This window comes from Lysinibacillus phoenicis, from assembly GCF_047238325.1.
GTDB classification, from domain to species: domain Bacteria; phylum Bacillota; class Bacilli; order Bacillales_A; family Planococcaceae; genus Lysinibacillus; species Lysinibacillus irui.
Map to the genome: position 1 here is coordinate 2,808,616 of NZ_JBDFMP010000002.1, position 14,651 is coordinate 2,823,266.

Sequence of the window (14,651 nt, forward strand, 5' to 3'; positions counted from 1 at the left end):
AGCAAAAAGAGAAATTGCACAGCGCAATTTCTCTTTTTGCTTGAACTAAAATTAATTATAACTCAACCTCGGTAACTTCATTATTATCTTTACCGTTGCCGTTACCGTTGCCGTTACCGTTGCCGTTACCGTTGCCGTTACCGTTGCCGTTACCGTTGCCGTTACCGTTGCCGTTACCGTTGCCGTTGCCGTTACCGTTGCCGTTACCGTTACCGTTACCGTTGCCGTTGCCGTTGCCGTTACCGTTGCCGTTGCCGTTGCCATTACCGTTACCAGGCTTTTCAACCACCACATCAAATGTTAATGTGTGATCACCATACGTTACTGTAATTGTCGTAGTACCTTGACCTTTTCCTTTTACAGCCCCCGCTTTTACAGAAGCTATTTTATCGTTTGTTACTTCGTAGGTTGCAAGCGTTGTAACATCTTTTTCTGTTGTTTTTCCCTCAAAAGTAGTTACTTCAGTAATCTTAACTGAAACTTCTTTACCTATTCTAGTTTCAACCTTAGCTTGGTCAATTTCTAGTGTTACGATTGGTGTTTCTACAACAGGTGCTTTAACTGTAACATTTATCTTAGCTTCATTATCACCGTATGAAATAGTAATCGTAGTCGTGCCCTCACCTACAGCAGTTACTAATCCATTTGCTACTGTTGCAACATTTTCATCTCCAACCACATAAGTAGCTTTTGAAGTTACATCTTCCTCTGTTGCTTCACCTTCTGGAGGAGTAGATGTCTCTGTTACCGTAAGTTGTGCAGTTTCTCCAGCTGTTAGGTTTAACTCTGTTGGATTGACAGAAAGCGTTACTTTTGGTTCAACTACATCTTTTTCATATATTAAGGCTTCACCAACATTCCCGGCAGCGTCTTCAATTTTTACAGATACAGCATTAGTTTCTGCTGTTACTGGGAATGTGAAGCTACCGTCTTGATTTAATTCAAAAGGAACTGGTGCTTGTACTTCGCCATTAATCGTCGAAATATAGGAAGCTTTTAATTTATCATTTAAATTGTAATTTAAACCGTATAAATATAACTCTTCATTGTAGTCGATATACTTATCTGTTACCTGTCCTGTAGCGACACCTTCAGTAACTGAACCAGTAATTTCTGGTTTCGTCGTTTTCACGATAATTGGTCCAACATAATCGGACACTACTCCTGATGCCGCAAGACCAGTAAAGTCAATTGTATAGAGACCATCTGGAATTTTTGTGGCAGGTTCTGGTCCCCATGGTTTGTACTGCCCAGCAATATTCAGCGTATAAGATCCTTTTCCTAGTGCAGTACCTGCGTGAAGATAGCCGATGTAGCCGTCACCATATTCTCCACCTTGAGGATTCATAATATCCCAAAGCTCGATATAGTTAGTTGTTACATCTCCAGTTAATGTAAATGAAAGGACAGCTGAATCTTTCACTCCATCACCGTTGAAGGATAGGTCTGTTTCTGTAATCTTTAAATCTTTAAGTTCAGTTACTGCCTCGCTGCCAAAGTCAGCTGCGAATGGTAATGAAATTTCTGTAGCTCCACCGCTGATGTGAATATACCCTAGTATTTCAGAGCCGTTTGGTGCAGTAGCTTGTGAAGCGGTTAATGTAATATTTAACAATTGCTCACCAGCTAGGTTAAATGTTGGCTGGTCGACTGTAACAGTTGCATCACCAAATGTTTTTGTCACATCAATTGATACGTTATAATTACCGCCGTTCCCTTTTATATCTTTTACTAAAATTTGTTTTGTTACGGAAATATCCTGATCTTTAAGTGGTTGTGGACCGAACGTAACTGTACCTTTCAAGTTTTCTGAAACAGCTCCAGTTCCATCTAAAATTGCACTATCCAGTGCATAGGCAAGAATTTCTGGATGCGCTGCAGCATAAGCATTTACACGACCTGCTCCTTGAGAGAACACATCGTATTTTGTTTTATCTAAAACCTTTGCTGTATTAGAAAGCGCCACTTTTATGTCGAACGCGTTCCAATCAGGATTTGCTTGTTTAAGTAATGCAACAATACCTGTAATATGCGGTGTTGCCATAGAAGTTCCTGTTTTACGATCATATGCTTCTGCATAATCTGCATCAGGGAAATCCTTTTTATACATTGGAATCGTTGACATAATGTTTGTTCCAGGTGCACTTACATCTGGTTTAATATCAAAGTTTGGTGTAGATGGTCCACGGGAACTTGAATCGTTTACTTCATCTCCTAGTGTCTGTGTGGAAGTAAATTGACTAAAGCTAACTTTTCCAGTTCCGCCTGCTAATGCAGCTCGAATTGCATCGCCATCCGTTTGGGACATATCAAATGTTGGTAGAAAAGCAAATGAATCACCAAGGAATGTACCTGAAATATTAGGTGCATTTGTTCCACCAGCAAAGTTATGAATAATTGTTGCGACAGCTCCATTTGCCTTTGCGTTCGCAATTTTATCAACAAAGGCGATACTGCCACGAGAGATCAATGCCACTTTACCTTTTACATCGATTCCCTCAAAGTCCTTTACTTCCCCGTTTCCAGGGATAGCAACTAGGTCAAATTCTCCTTGAAGCTGTGTTGCTAAATCCCTTCCAAAAGTTGTTCCCATTAATGGGAGCTGTTTTGTTAAGTTGTAGTCACCAACTGTAACATTTACTTCCCCGTTATACTTTGTTTCAGGATTTGTTGTGTTACCGACAGCAATTCCTAAACGAGCGGTTGCAGGCGTGCCCATTGTTCCGCGATTTGGGCCGGAGTTCCCTGTCGCAATTACTCCGATTGTTCCAGCCATCATTGCATTGTTAATAGCAAATGAACCAGCATCCGTTTCAGAGTTAGCTCCCCCACCAAGAGAAAGGTTAATAACGTCCATTTTTTCTGTTACAGCGGTTTCAATTGCTTTAACAATACCAGATGTAGCTCCACTTCCATATGCACCAAGAACACGGTAAGCATAAAGGTCTACTTTTGGAGCAATTCCTTTAATACCAAATTTGTTTGCTCCGATTGCTGCAATGGTTCCAGCAACATGGGTACCGTGAGAAGTATAGAACGAGCTTCCTTTTTCATTAAATTCAGGTGTTCCGGCAGGACGCTCAGAAGGCAATGTTTCCGATGCATCGTCATCTGCTCGAGGCTTCGTGTAAGTTGATGAATTTGGAATAAAGTTTTTCCCCCCCTTGTAAATTCCAGCGAATTCAGGGTGATCTGCGTCAATACCAGTATCTAATACTGCTACTTTTATTCCTTGTCCTTCAATTCCTTCATTCCACAGCTGTTCGATCCCAAGGAAAGAAATACTTGTGTTCATTTGGGCCTCTAATTGATCTTCCTTAATAAGTTCCGATGATTTCATTGTATTATCTTCTGATGCGTAAACAATTGCATCAGGTTCGATTAATGTAATTCCTTCTATTGAAAGCAGTTTCGGGAGATCATTTGCTTTCACTGTTGCCGCAAAACCGTTTAAAACAGTATCAAATGTGTAGCCTTGAGTCATTTGAACATTTTTAGTAGCTAACTCTTTTTTTACTTTTGCTTGTTGAGCTTTTACATTTGAACGTACTTCATTTGCTCGCGTATTAGAGAACTTTTGGCCTTTCACCTGGCTCATTCCCTGCTCTAGTGCCACAGGCGTTTCAGATAAATGTACGATGACTGCAACTTCTTGATTGCCTGATACATTTTGTAAGCTTTCGTGAAGAGTTGGACCATCTTTAGACAAGCTTAGCTGTTCAGCGATAGCCGCCTTAAGTTGAAGTATACTTTCACTTTGACTATCCTGTTTAAATGGTTTAGATTCTTCAGCACTTGCGCTCGATAATGGAACCAATAGAAAAAGCACCATAACGAAAGCTATAATACTACTTAAAAACTTCATAAACGTAAACTTTTTCAAAACTCATTTCTCCCTCCACATTTAATTATCACACTAAACAGAAAAGTGTGATAATTCCAATTTATCACAGGAGTAGTAATTCGAATATCGGAATATTTGAATATACCAAAATATTGATAATAAGTATTAGTTTATCAATTATATTTTAATTCTATTTTCCTAGTAATGTAATTAAAAAATAGAACTTTAAAATGAGAAAGGACTTACAGAAATATATTCATTTTGTCAATTTAATTAGTAAAGCACAAATAGGAAAGATTTTTTTAAAATCTATTTGACGTTCTGTATTATTTTTTGTACGATATGGAAGAAAAGAATGTGCCCGGACTTGTACGGGAGAGGTTCATAGCTGATACCCTCTATAAAAAACTATGGAAACATGACATTATGCCATGTCCATATCGGACGTGGCTTTTTTATGTTTTTACTTATGTTTTAATAGAATGATTGGTAATGCCTCTCTTGAAAAGTGTTGGGAAACATTTTACAAGGAGGTTTTTTTATGTCTGGTCGAAGTCATGAAGAAGGACTAAAGGATTTAACATTGTTGGGTAACCAAGGTACACAATATTCATATGATTATGCACCTGAAGTTTTGGAAGCAGTAGATAATCTTCATTCCAATCGAGATTATTTCGTTAAGTTTAATTGTCCAGAGTTCACTAGTTTATGTCCGCTTACAAATCAGCCTGATTTTGCAACGATGTATATCTCGTATATCCCTGATAAAAAAATTGTTGAGAGTAAATCACTAAAATTGTATTTATTCAGTTTTAGAAATCACGGAGATTTCCATGAGGATTGCGTTAATATCATTATGAATGATTTAATTACATTACTTGACCCAAGATATATAGAGGTTTGGGGGAAATTTACTCCACGAGGTGGTATCTCGATCGATCCATGGTGTAACTATGGGAAGCCAGGAACTAAATACGAAGAAATAGCCAATTATCGTTTAATGAATCACGATCTTAACCCAGAAAAAATTGATAATCGATAAGTGAAGCAAGAAAGAGGTTTTTAGCTACCCTCTTAAAAAAACTAAGAAGAAAGCAGCACTTTTTCTTAGAGTGCTGTTTTTTCGATATAAGGGAGTCTTTATGGATGAAAAAGGAAAAAGCGATTGTTGTATTTAGTGGAGGTCAGGACAGCACAACATGTTTGTTCTGGGCAAAAGAACGTTTTAAAGAGATTGAGGCAGTAACTTTTGATTATGGTCAAAGGCATCGTCTGGAAATTGAATGTGCGAAGGTGATAACAGAGGAGCTTGGTGTCAAGCATCACATTCTGGATATGTCACTCCTGAATCAGCTTGCCCCGAATGCATTGACACGACAAGACATAGAGGTGAAGGACGGAGAAAATGGTGAGCTTCCATCAACTTTTGTGCCTGGTCGAAATCTACTTTTTCTTTCATTTGCTGGTGTTTTAGCGAGCCAAGTGGGAGCAAAGCATATTGTAACGGGTGTGTGTGAAACAGACTTTAGCGGATATCCGGATTGCCGAGATATTTTTATTAAATCCTTGAATGTAACGTTAAATTTATCTATGAATGATTCTTTTGTCATTGATACACCGTTGATGTGGCTGAATAAGGCACAGACTTGGGAGCTTGCTGATCAGCTTGGGGCGCTTGAGTTTGTTCGAGAAAGAACGTTAACTTGCTATAACGGTGTCATAGCAGATGGCTGTGGTGAATGCCCAGCGTGTAACCTGCGAAAAAAAGGGCTTGATGAGTATTTGAGTTATAGGAAGGAGTTTTAAGACATGTCAGATTATAAAATCGTCGAGAGGCTCCAAAAAATAGATGAGGATATTCAAAGAAATCAATTGAAATACCATGCAAAGCGTGTTCTCGTAAGCAAAGAATTTACCTTCGATGCTGCTCATCATTTACATCATTATGAGGGGAAATGTAAAAATCTGCACGGTCATACCTATCGTGTCATATTAGGACTGAGTGGCTACACAGATGAACGTGGTTTGATGATTGATTTTGGCGATATAAAAGAGATATGGAAACAAAAAATAGAGATTCATTTGGATCACCGTTATTTAAATGAAACACTTCCACCTATGAATACGACGGCAGAGAACATTGTTGTTTGGATTTACGAAAAGCTGACTGAGGCCTTGCTTGATGAAGGATATAACGGTGCGTGTGTAGAGTTTATCAGGCTTTACGAAACTCCTACAAGCTATGCAGAAGCAAGACGGGAGTGGATGGAAGTTGAGTAAAGTACCTATTATCGAAATTTTTGGACCAACAATTCAAGGTGAGGGAATGGTAGTTGGCCAGAAGACGATGTTTGTAAGAACTGCAGGTTGTGATTATTCTTGTTCCTGGTGTGATTCATCATTTACGTGGGATGGTAGCAGAAAGCATCTTATTGTCCAAATGACAGCAGAAGAGATTTGGTCTGAATTAAAACGTCTTGGTGGCAGTGGATTTTCATTTGTTACGATTTCGGGCGGTAATCCTGCACTCTATCCAAATTTGCAAGAGCTCATTGCGATTTTAAAAGAAAACAACATAAAGGTTAGTGTGGAAACGCAAGGAAGTAGATGGCAAAAATGGATGTATGAGATTGATGAGCTGACAATTTCACCAAAGCCACCTAGTTCTGGAATGACTACGGACTATTCGATGCTCTCAAATATCTTCGAAAAACTTAAAAATCGAAACAGTAATCACCATACATCCCTCAAAATAGTCGTTTTTAATCAAGAGGATTACGACTATGCTAAACAAATTCATCATCGTTATCCAACGATTCCTTTTTATCTCCAAGTTGGTAACGATGATCTTACGTCGATTGATAATTCACGAATAGCTATCCATTTATTAGATAAATATCATGAGCTCATTGATCGAGTAATAAAGGATGAAGAATTAAGAGATGTCAAAGTACTACCACAGTTACATGCTCTTGTTTGGGGGAATAAAAGAGGTGTATAGGGGTGCCATTACAATAATGTCTTGAAATTGATTTGAGGAGTAATAGGATGAGAATACTATTTTATTTATTATCTATTGTCGTTGCTAATGTGGTAACGGCAGCATTTGCGCCCTTACATTTTGGTATGTTTATCGTGCCAATGGGGACGCTTTTAATTGGAGCGACTTTTATTTTTCGCGATCTTGTGCAAAATAAATATGGTAGAGCAAAGACATATATAGTTATTATTACAGCTTTAATTTTATCAGCAGTAGTGTCATTCCTTCTAGGGGATACACTTTTGATTGTGGTAGCGTCAGCCCTATCATTTGTTGTCGCTGAAACGGCTGATACAGAAATTTATAGTCGATTGAAATTACCAATGGCATGGCGTGTGCTCTACAGTGGAATTGTTGGAGGATTTCTGGATTCTGCTATTTTCGTAGTAATCGGCTTGAGTCCATTGGGGGCTAATATGTTGCCTTGGGAAGCGGTGCCTGCCGCCATTTTTGGACAAATTATTGTGAAAACGATTATTCAAATGTTCGGTGCACTAATTTTAGGCCAAGTTGGTGCAATGAAAGAAAAACGTCTTATTTCAGGATGATTTTTTGAAATATGATGAAGAGAGCTTTTCTGTAAAAGAAGTGTTTCAACAACATGGCTTTAGATGAAGTATTGCATTTCCTTTTCTATATTTTTTAAGAAATATAGTCTTATACTAGTTGCGTCGGACCATAACTTAAGCAACAGAAATTATAAAAAAGTACCAGTCCTCATGGGCTGGTACTTTTTCTTCAAAGTTTAAAAATACTATTTTTATTTTATCTAGCAAGTTCAACAAGTATTATTCTCGAATTATTACTTTACCATTTCTAAGGCTGCTGGTTCTTTATGCTGTATATGACTTGAAGTCCAGCCGATGATGAAAGCGAGTAAAAGGTAAATAAGTAATATACATGCTTGTGTGATTAAGTTTGACCAGCCACCGAGAGAAACAACCTCCTGGAAGCTTTTCAATGAGTGGGCCATCGGTAAAAACCCTCCAACCCTAGCTAACATTGGATTTTCAAGTTCTCCTGGGAAAGTTCCACCACAGGTTGCTAGTTGAAATACTAAGAGAGTGACAGCTAGTAATTTACCAAGATTCCCTAAGAGAATAATAAGCATCAGGATGAAGGTCATGAAAGTAAATGACACGATAATACTTGATAGGATAAATAACGGTACACTTGCTACTGCTAATTTAAATCCTAAAAGTACGACCAGGTCCACGATAAGTGTCTGAATTATTCCTATTATATAAACTAATCCTAGTTTATTAATAAAGTGAACTGTTCCAGTTACTTTTAGACGTTCTCTACGTCCTAAAGGTAGGATGTTGGCTGCCATAATGCCTCCTACAAAGAAAGCAAGTGATAAGAAGTAAGGAGCAATGCCAGTCCCGTAATTCGGAACTTTGGATAAATGGGATTCTACCAATTCAATTGGTTGTGCAAACATTGTTGAGGTAGAGTCATTGTATTGAAGATTAGACGTTTTTTCTGCAGCTTCATTTAGCTTTGCTGATAATTCATTTGAGCCAATTGCTAGAGAAGAAAGCCCGTCTTGTAGGTCCGCTAATCCGCTTGATTCATGACTGATTCCGTTTGCGAGAGTTGTAATGCCAGTGTTAAGTGTTGTATAGCCTGTCATCCATTTTGTAAACCCACTAGCAAATGCATTCGTACCCTCTTGTAACTGTTTTGCTCCTTCATTAGTCTGAGTAATGTTAGCACCTAACGTTTCCATCCCAGTTTGAAGCGAAGCCTGTGCAGTAGTAATTTTTTTTGCAGCTATTTCTATCTGATCTTGGTCAGATTTTAAAGTAGTTTCTGTCGTAGATAATTTTTTAGATAAAGCAATAATTTGTTGGAGTTTCCCATCCTGATTTGCTTCAGGATGTTCTTTTACATATTGAGTTATTTGTTCCTCCAAATTCTTAGCGGTGATAGCTGCTTGTTCTTGTCCCTGAGCTAACTTTGTATTTTCAATAGACCAGTTAGTAATGCTTTGGCTTACTTGATTCATTCCCGATTGTAGAGAATGTTCACCATCCGTAAGCTGCTGTAACCCCTTATATAAGGAATTAGAGCCGGTTGTAAGTTCATTTACACCAGAAGATAAGCTCTTTTGGCCAGCTGAAAGTTCCGTGCTCCCCGTTTTAAGTTTTTGTGCCCCTTCATCTAAACTTTGAATACCTTTTGTTAACCTTCTACTTCCGTTTTGTGCATCAACAGTGCCGTTATAAAGTTTCTGTGCTCCAGTTCCTGCATCCATGAAGCCAGCTGAAACGTCCTTGAATTTAGTTAGAATTGTTTCAGAATAGATCTTCGTGACATTGGCATTGATTTTTGTATTCATTTTTTCAACGGCTGTTGTAGTAATTTGTGAGGCTACATAGTTTTTCCCTGGATTGACTTCATATAAAAGTTTAGCTGGTTTTGGTGTTTTATCCATGACCGTTGTTATGTTTTTAGAAAAATTCTTTGGAATTTTAATAATCATATAATAGTCGCCAGCTTCAAGTCCCTTTTTGGCGGTCTTGGCAGAGACAAATTGAAAATTTAACTCTTTGCCTTTTTTTAATTGAGCAACAAAATCATTTCCGATATGAATGGCTTTATTATTGATAGTAGCGCCTTCATCAAGATTGACAACTGCTACGGGAAGTTTATCTAATTGTCCATATGGATCCCAATAGCCAGCTAAAAAGAATCCTACGTAAATTAAAGGAACAAGTGTAAGAAAAATTAAAGCAATGCGTCCATGCTTATGTTTCCAAATGGCCACTAAGTCTTGTAATACTAATTGTAATCCTTTCATGAAATATCCTACCTTTCTTTATGCAAAAGATTATTTCATCTTAATCTAATATGTTGATGTTGTATAATACATAAAAGGTTATGCATAATAGATTTGAGTCTATGATAAAGGGGAGTCTGCATGGAACTTTTGCAATTAAAATACTTTCAAACAGTTGCTCGGCTGGAACATATGACGAAGGCAGCAGAACAACTTCAAATTGCCCAGCCATCCCTTAGTAAAACGATTTCTCGTTTAGAGGAAGATTTAGGAGTGGAATTGTTTGATCGGGAACATCGGAAAATAAGTCTGAATGCAGCTGGAAAAGTTTTTTTAAATCGTGTGGATCGAGCTTTTGCAGAATTGAATGAGGGTCAAAGGGAACTTAATCAATTTATCGATCAAGATCAAAAGAGTATTACATTAGCAGTTACCATTCCAAGAGTGTTACCTTCATTATTAGGTTCTTTTTTATCGAAACATCCCGATGTTCGTTTTCAACAATTTCTAAAATCTGTTTCTTCTATGAAGAAAATGCTATTAGAAGGGGATTTAGATTATTGTATTTCTTCAATTCCAATTGAAGGAGAGGGCGTGAGATGGGAGCCACTCATTACGGAAGAAATATTTTTGATTGTACCACCTAATCATCAGCTAGCAGAGAGGGAAAGTATCCGGCTTGAAGAAGTGAAGGATGAAGCATTTATTAGCATGAATACAGGGTATGGATTCCGAAACTTAACTGACCAGTTTTGCCGGGAAGCAGGATTTGTTCAACATATTGCTTTTGAGGGAGACGAACCTACCGTTATTTCAGACTTAGTTAGGCAAGGATTAGGTGTAGCTTTCGTTTCTGAATTATCATGGGTACCTAAATCAGGACAGTTTCCGCATAAGCTTCGAATAGTTGAACCAACTTGTCAACGAACAATTGGATTAGCCTGGTCCGAAAAGCGCTACTTCACACCAATTGCAAAGCAATTTCGCTTATTTGTTTTAGACTATTTTTTATCAATTTCTCAAAGTAAATAAAATGACCAATCTTTATAGTCATAGTTAAGAATATACGTTTACAAGTAAAGCAAATATAAAGGAGATTGGCATTGCCAGTCTCCTTTAATGTGGTCGATCTACTCCGTTAATACATTGGCAGTATAGGCAGCTAATAGTTCACGTACTTCGTCAGTCGAATGGGCATTTAGTAATTGAACTCTTAATTGACTAGCCCCTTTGAAGCCACGTACATATATTTTAAAGAAGCGTTGTAATGCTTTAAATGAGCGCGTTTCAAATTCTTTAGAGTAATGATCATGGAGATCCAAGTGAAGGGATAGCAAGCTAAGGTATTCTTTAGCACTATGCTCTGTCGGCTCCTTTTCAAAGGCAAACGGGTTTGAAAACACACCTCTGCCTATCATTACACCATCGACACCGTATTGCTCAACTAGCTTTAGGCCTGTTGAACGATCTGGAATATCTCCGTTGATCGTCAGCAATGTTTTAGGAGCAACTTCATCTCGCAGTTTTTTGATATCTGCAATTAATTCCCAATGGGCTGCAACTTTGCTCATTTCTTCTCGTGTACGAAGATGAATAGAAAGATTGGCGATATCCTGTTTCAGTATATGAGTGAGCCAATCACGCCACTCGGCTACATTTGTAAAGCCAAGTCTCGTTTTTACACTTACAGGTAAGCCTCCTACCTTTGCGGCTTGAATGATTTCAGAGGCACGTTCAGGATGAAGAATTAAGCCGGCTCCTTTGCCTCTTTCAGCCACATTATCGACAGGGCACCCCATATTAATATCGATACCTTTAAAGCCTAGTTCCTTCATTCCGATACTCATTTGACGGAAATGTTCAGGGTTGTCTCCCCAAATATGTGCGACAATCGGCTGCTCATCTTCTGTGAATGCTAAACGGTTACGTACATTGTCCATACCATCTGGATGACAATAGCTCGTTGTATTGGTGAATTCCGTAAAAAATACATCGGGCCGTCCAGCCTCACTAATGACATGACGAAAAACGACATCTGTCACATCCTCCATTGGAGCTAAAATGAAAAATGGCCGTGGTAAATCAAGCCAGAAATTATTTTGATTCATTGATGAATATCCTCTCTTTCCAAAATACTACCTTGCAAAAAGATATCATATTTACTTTATTTCTACATAATTAATGCTTCTGCAATTAGTGGGAGATTAAATGTAGTACCCCGCTGCAATTTATGATGGAGAATAATTAGTATTTCAAAGAAATATTGACATTTATTTTTCGGGCAACTAAGCTTAATTGAAAATAGAGCTGGGAAGGGGACTGCCAGTGGAATTGATTAAATTAAATTGCCCAAATTGTGATGGGAAAATTGAATACAAAGAAGGGCAATCATTCAAATGTCCTTATTGCGATACTGAAATAATGTTGAAAGAGAATAAGGTGTATTATGTAGATCAAACCATTCATAATTATTACGGAACACCTTCTCCTAGTACGATGCCACGCCCAAAATCAAATCTAAAGGTGCTTCTTATTGTGCCGATTATAATCCTTTGTGCATTTTTTGTTTATTTTCTTTTGGGTAACAATCATACAGAATACGGCAATCAAGAGCAAATCCCAGTTCGAACAATGCCTGAAAGCGAAGTGTTATTATTCTTTTTAAAAGATATTTTTGAAAAAGGTGAATTATTGCCCACTCAAGAAGAAATCGCAAGCATTCGTTATTTGGCCGCCTATTATTCTGACGATCAATGGCATTTTGATTACAGTCTCGACGATCCATTTACAAATAAAAACGCCAAGATTTCCACTTATATTATGATGGATAAGTTATTGAATACACAAAAAATCGAACAGAAAGATTTTGAAGCCTTTACAGGACTGGCTGTCTTAAAGCTTATGAATGATTATGAAATCTCACAGAGTGAAAATGTAAGCTTCCTACATCTGAAAAACTTAAAGAGCTATACAGGTAGCTTTAATGAATCATTTAGTAAAATTGCGGAATATTTTAGCGATAAATCTAATGTTATAGAGCTCTCAATTCAAATACGAAGTAATAATGAGCTTGCTTTATTATTAGAGTTTCCTAATCTTCAATCACTTGAAATTTCTTATATGACTGAAGAGGTTACAGATTTCCAGCTACTAAATAAATTACCACTAAAATCGCTGTCATTAAAATCTACCAACGATTTAAAGTGGTTGTCTACACTCACTAATTTAGAATCGTTAGCACTAGAAATTAGTGAGGCGACAGATTTTAACTCACTTTATTCATTGAATCAATTACAAGAATTGAAACTCTCATCAGTAAGAAATTTAAAAACGCTTGATTTTATAGATAATATGCCTAACCTACAATCACTTGATCTTGAATATATGAACATTACGAATTTAGAAAAACTTAGAAATAAATCATCTTTGACAAAGCTGCGTTTATCTTCTCCAGGACAATTAGAATTGCTTGATATTGTGAACAGTCTATCATCACTGACTGAGTTATCGGTAACTGGTTATTATGGAGATACGTCAACAATTGTAGTGCCCCATTTGAAAAAGGCCGAACTTCCAGGTTCTTTTATAGAAAAGTTAGAGGCGCCAGCTTTAAAAGATTTGACGGTTTATATAAGTGGGGGAGCAGGAGTGTCCTTTGATGGATCAGAATTACTAAAATACCCACAGCTAGAACAACTTACAGCAAGAGAATATGGTGATTTTACAGGTATTCGTTCTTTCAATCAACTACCGAATCTGCATACACTTAACTTTAATGAGACAGCGTTTTTTCAAGAAACAAGTGAATTATTCAATTTACAGCATGTAAAAACCTTAAATTGTTATAAATGTAGTCTTCAATTAAATAGTACGCAACCATTCACGAATAATGTGTTGGAGCATTTAACCTTGAATGATGTAACGAGTCGAATAGGTAATGGTGATTGGGTACAAGATGTTGAGAAGGTCATACCTTACTTTGTAGACTTTTCAGCTCTCCGTTCATTCACGTTACAAGATAGTTCCTTACAATCGTTAAATATTATGAAAAACTGGCAACAAATTGAGGTTCTTCATCTGGAAAACAACGCTATATCAAATGTAGAGCCTTTAGTGAATCTACCTAATTTGAAAAAGCTTTATATTTTAGGAAATCAGGTGCAAAATAAGTCTGTTCTAGACAAAGAAATTGAGATTTATTGAGGGTAATGAACCTTTAGTTGCTATAGAATTTATACATTAAAGGCCTGGTCTTTCGTAATTGTTAGATTTAAAATTGTGCGAGAAGCAAGAGAATTTACCTCTTGCTTCTTTAGTAGTGTTATAGTTTTATGGGAGGGTTGAATGATGAAAAAGGCAGAAAAGATGGATCAGCATTTAAATTCTTATGGAAGAAAAATGAGTAGTTCTAAGATTTTTCATGTTGTTGATTTAATTTTTGGTATTAATTTAGATAAAGCACCTATTCTATCTAAAAAGTTAAAAGAGACATCTTTATCTTCAGGGAGAGGGGTAATAGATTACCATCTACATCAATACGATGGGGCAATAACAGGGGCAAAGATACGCAAAATAATAAATGAAATTTTTGGTGTTAATTTAGAAGCAATATCCTCATTAGAAGGATCACGACTTTCGTTATATTCAAAAGATCAGTGGATTGTTCAACATGAAAAAGACTTATTTGTAGTACACACTGGTGCAGGAGATGTGGATGTGAAGGTCTTTCCTACAAAGTATTTCACTGAACACACAGGATTAGAAGAGCTCCCAGCTGACTTACAAGATGCTCTCACAGGTTTAGGGTATTACTACAATGAAAAAATGGCCAGCTATTATTTCTCAAACCCCTCAGGTGAAGCAGTTTCAGATGCTTTTAAAGGACAAACAATAGGGGCTATACTTGGAGTTATTCGACATTCATTTTCTAATTTGTAAACAATTCGTTAGGTTTAGAGTCGGGAACTTATAATACATAAACA

At 37.2% G+C, this 14,651-nt stretch carries 11 protein-coding genes and 1 riboswitch; of the genes, 8 read left to right on the top strand and 3 right to left on the bottom strand.

What is annotated here, in order from left to right; translation table 11 throughout:
* Positions 1 to 55 precede the first annotated feature (55 nt).
* Positions 56 to 3,883, bottom strand: a complete 3,828-nt coding sequence (locus ABC382_RS15440; protein ID WP_412926956.1) for a S8 family serine peptidase — start codon at positions 3,881 to 3,883, stop codon at positions 56 to 58.
* Between the two features lie 332 nt (positions 3,884 to 4,215).
* Positions 4,216 to 4,262: riboswitch (PreQ1 riboswitch) on the top strand.
* A gap of 123 nt (positions 4,263 to 4,385) precedes the next feature.
* Here ABC382_RS15440 and queF point away from each other — a divergent pair.
* From queF to ABC382_RS15465, 5 genes are all read left to right on the top strand, one after another.
* Complete coding sequence (gene queF / locus ABC382_RS15445; RefSeq protein ID WP_322605765.1) at positions 4,386 to 4,886, top strand: preQ(1) synthase; 501 nt, start codon at positions 4,386 to 4,388, stop codon at positions 4,884 to 4,886.
* Positions 4,887 to 4,990: 104 nt separating this feature from the next.
* Positions 4,991 to 5,650, top strand: a complete 660-nt coding sequence (gene queC, locus ABC382_RS15450; RefSeq protein WP_322611480.1) for a 7-cyano-7-deazaguanine synthase QueC — start codon at positions 4,991 to 4,993, stop codon at positions 5,648 to 5,650.
* Between the two features lie 3 nt (positions 5,651 to 5,653).
* Positions 5,654 to 6,124 (top strand): 6-carboxytetrahydropterin synthase QueD, encoded by a 471-nt coding sequence (queD, locus tag ABC382_RS15455; protein WP_312506367.1) that lies wholly within the window; start codon positions 5,654 to 5,656, stop codon positions 6,122 to 6,124.
* Positions 6,117 to 6,845: a 7-carboxy-7-deazaguanine synthase QueE gene (queE, locus tag ABC382_RS15460; RefSeq protein WP_322605767.1), complete on the top strand. Its 729-nt coding sequence runs from the start codon at positions 6,117 to 6,119 to the stop codon at positions 6,843 to 6,845. The genes queD and queE overlap by 8 nt, the downstream gene beginning before the upstream one ends.
* A gap of 47 nt (positions 6,846 to 6,892) precedes the next feature.
* Positions 6,893 to 7,432: a VUT family protein gene (locus ABC382_RS15465; RefSeq protein WP_274795061.1), complete on the top strand. Its 540-nt coding sequence runs from the start codon at positions 6,893 to 6,895 to the stop codon at positions 7,430 to 7,432.
* Between the two features lie 254 nt (positions 7,433 to 7,686).
* Here ABC382_RS15465 and ABC382_RS15470 read toward each other — a convergent pair whose 3' ends face one another.
* Complete coding sequence (locus tag ABC382_RS15470; RefSeq protein WP_322611479.1) at positions 7,687 to 9,690, bottom strand: YhgE/Pip domain-containing protein; 2,004 nt, start codon at positions 9,688 to 9,690, stop codon at positions 7,687 to 7,689.
* A 120-nt stretch (positions 9,691 to 9,810) separates the two neighbouring features.
* Between ABC382_RS15470 and ABC382_RS15475 the strand changes: the two genes are divergently transcribed.
* Positions 9,811 to 10,701: a LysR family transcriptional regulator gene (locus tag ABC382_RS15475; protein ID WP_274795059.1), complete on the top strand. Its 891-nt coding sequence runs from the start codon at positions 9,811 to 9,813 to the stop codon at positions 10,699 to 10,701.
* A gap of 98 nt (positions 10,702 to 10,799) precedes the next feature.
* On the opposite strand, the gene ABC382_RS15480 is transcribed toward ABC382_RS15475, so the two are convergent.
* On the bottom strand, positions 10,800 to 11,777 hold the full coding sequence (locus ABC382_RS15480; RefSeq protein WP_274795058.1) for a tRNA dihydrouridine synthase: 978 nt from the start codon (positions 11,775 to 11,777) through the stop codon (positions 10,800 to 10,802).
* Between the two features lie 217 nt (positions 11,778 to 11,994).
* Here ABC382_RS15480 and ABC382_RS15485 point away from each other — a divergent pair, with 217 nt between their 5' ends.
* Both ABC382_RS15485 and ABC382_RS15490 read left to right on the top strand, forming a co-directional pair.
* On the top strand, positions 11,995 to 13,872 hold the full coding sequence (locus ABC382_RS15485; RefSeq protein WP_322611478.1) for a leucine-rich repeat domain-containing protein: 1,878 nt from the start codon (positions 11,995 to 11,997) through the stop codon (positions 13,870 to 13,872).
* 144 nt (positions 13,873 to 14,016) lie between these two features.
* Positions 14,017 to 14,607 (top strand): hypothetical protein, encoded by a 591-nt coding sequence (locus ABC382_RS15490; RefSeq protein ID WP_322611477.1) that lies wholly within the window; start codon positions 14,017 to 14,019, stop codon positions 14,605 to 14,607.
* The last annotated feature ends 44 nt before the right edge of the window (positions 14,608 to 14,651 follow it).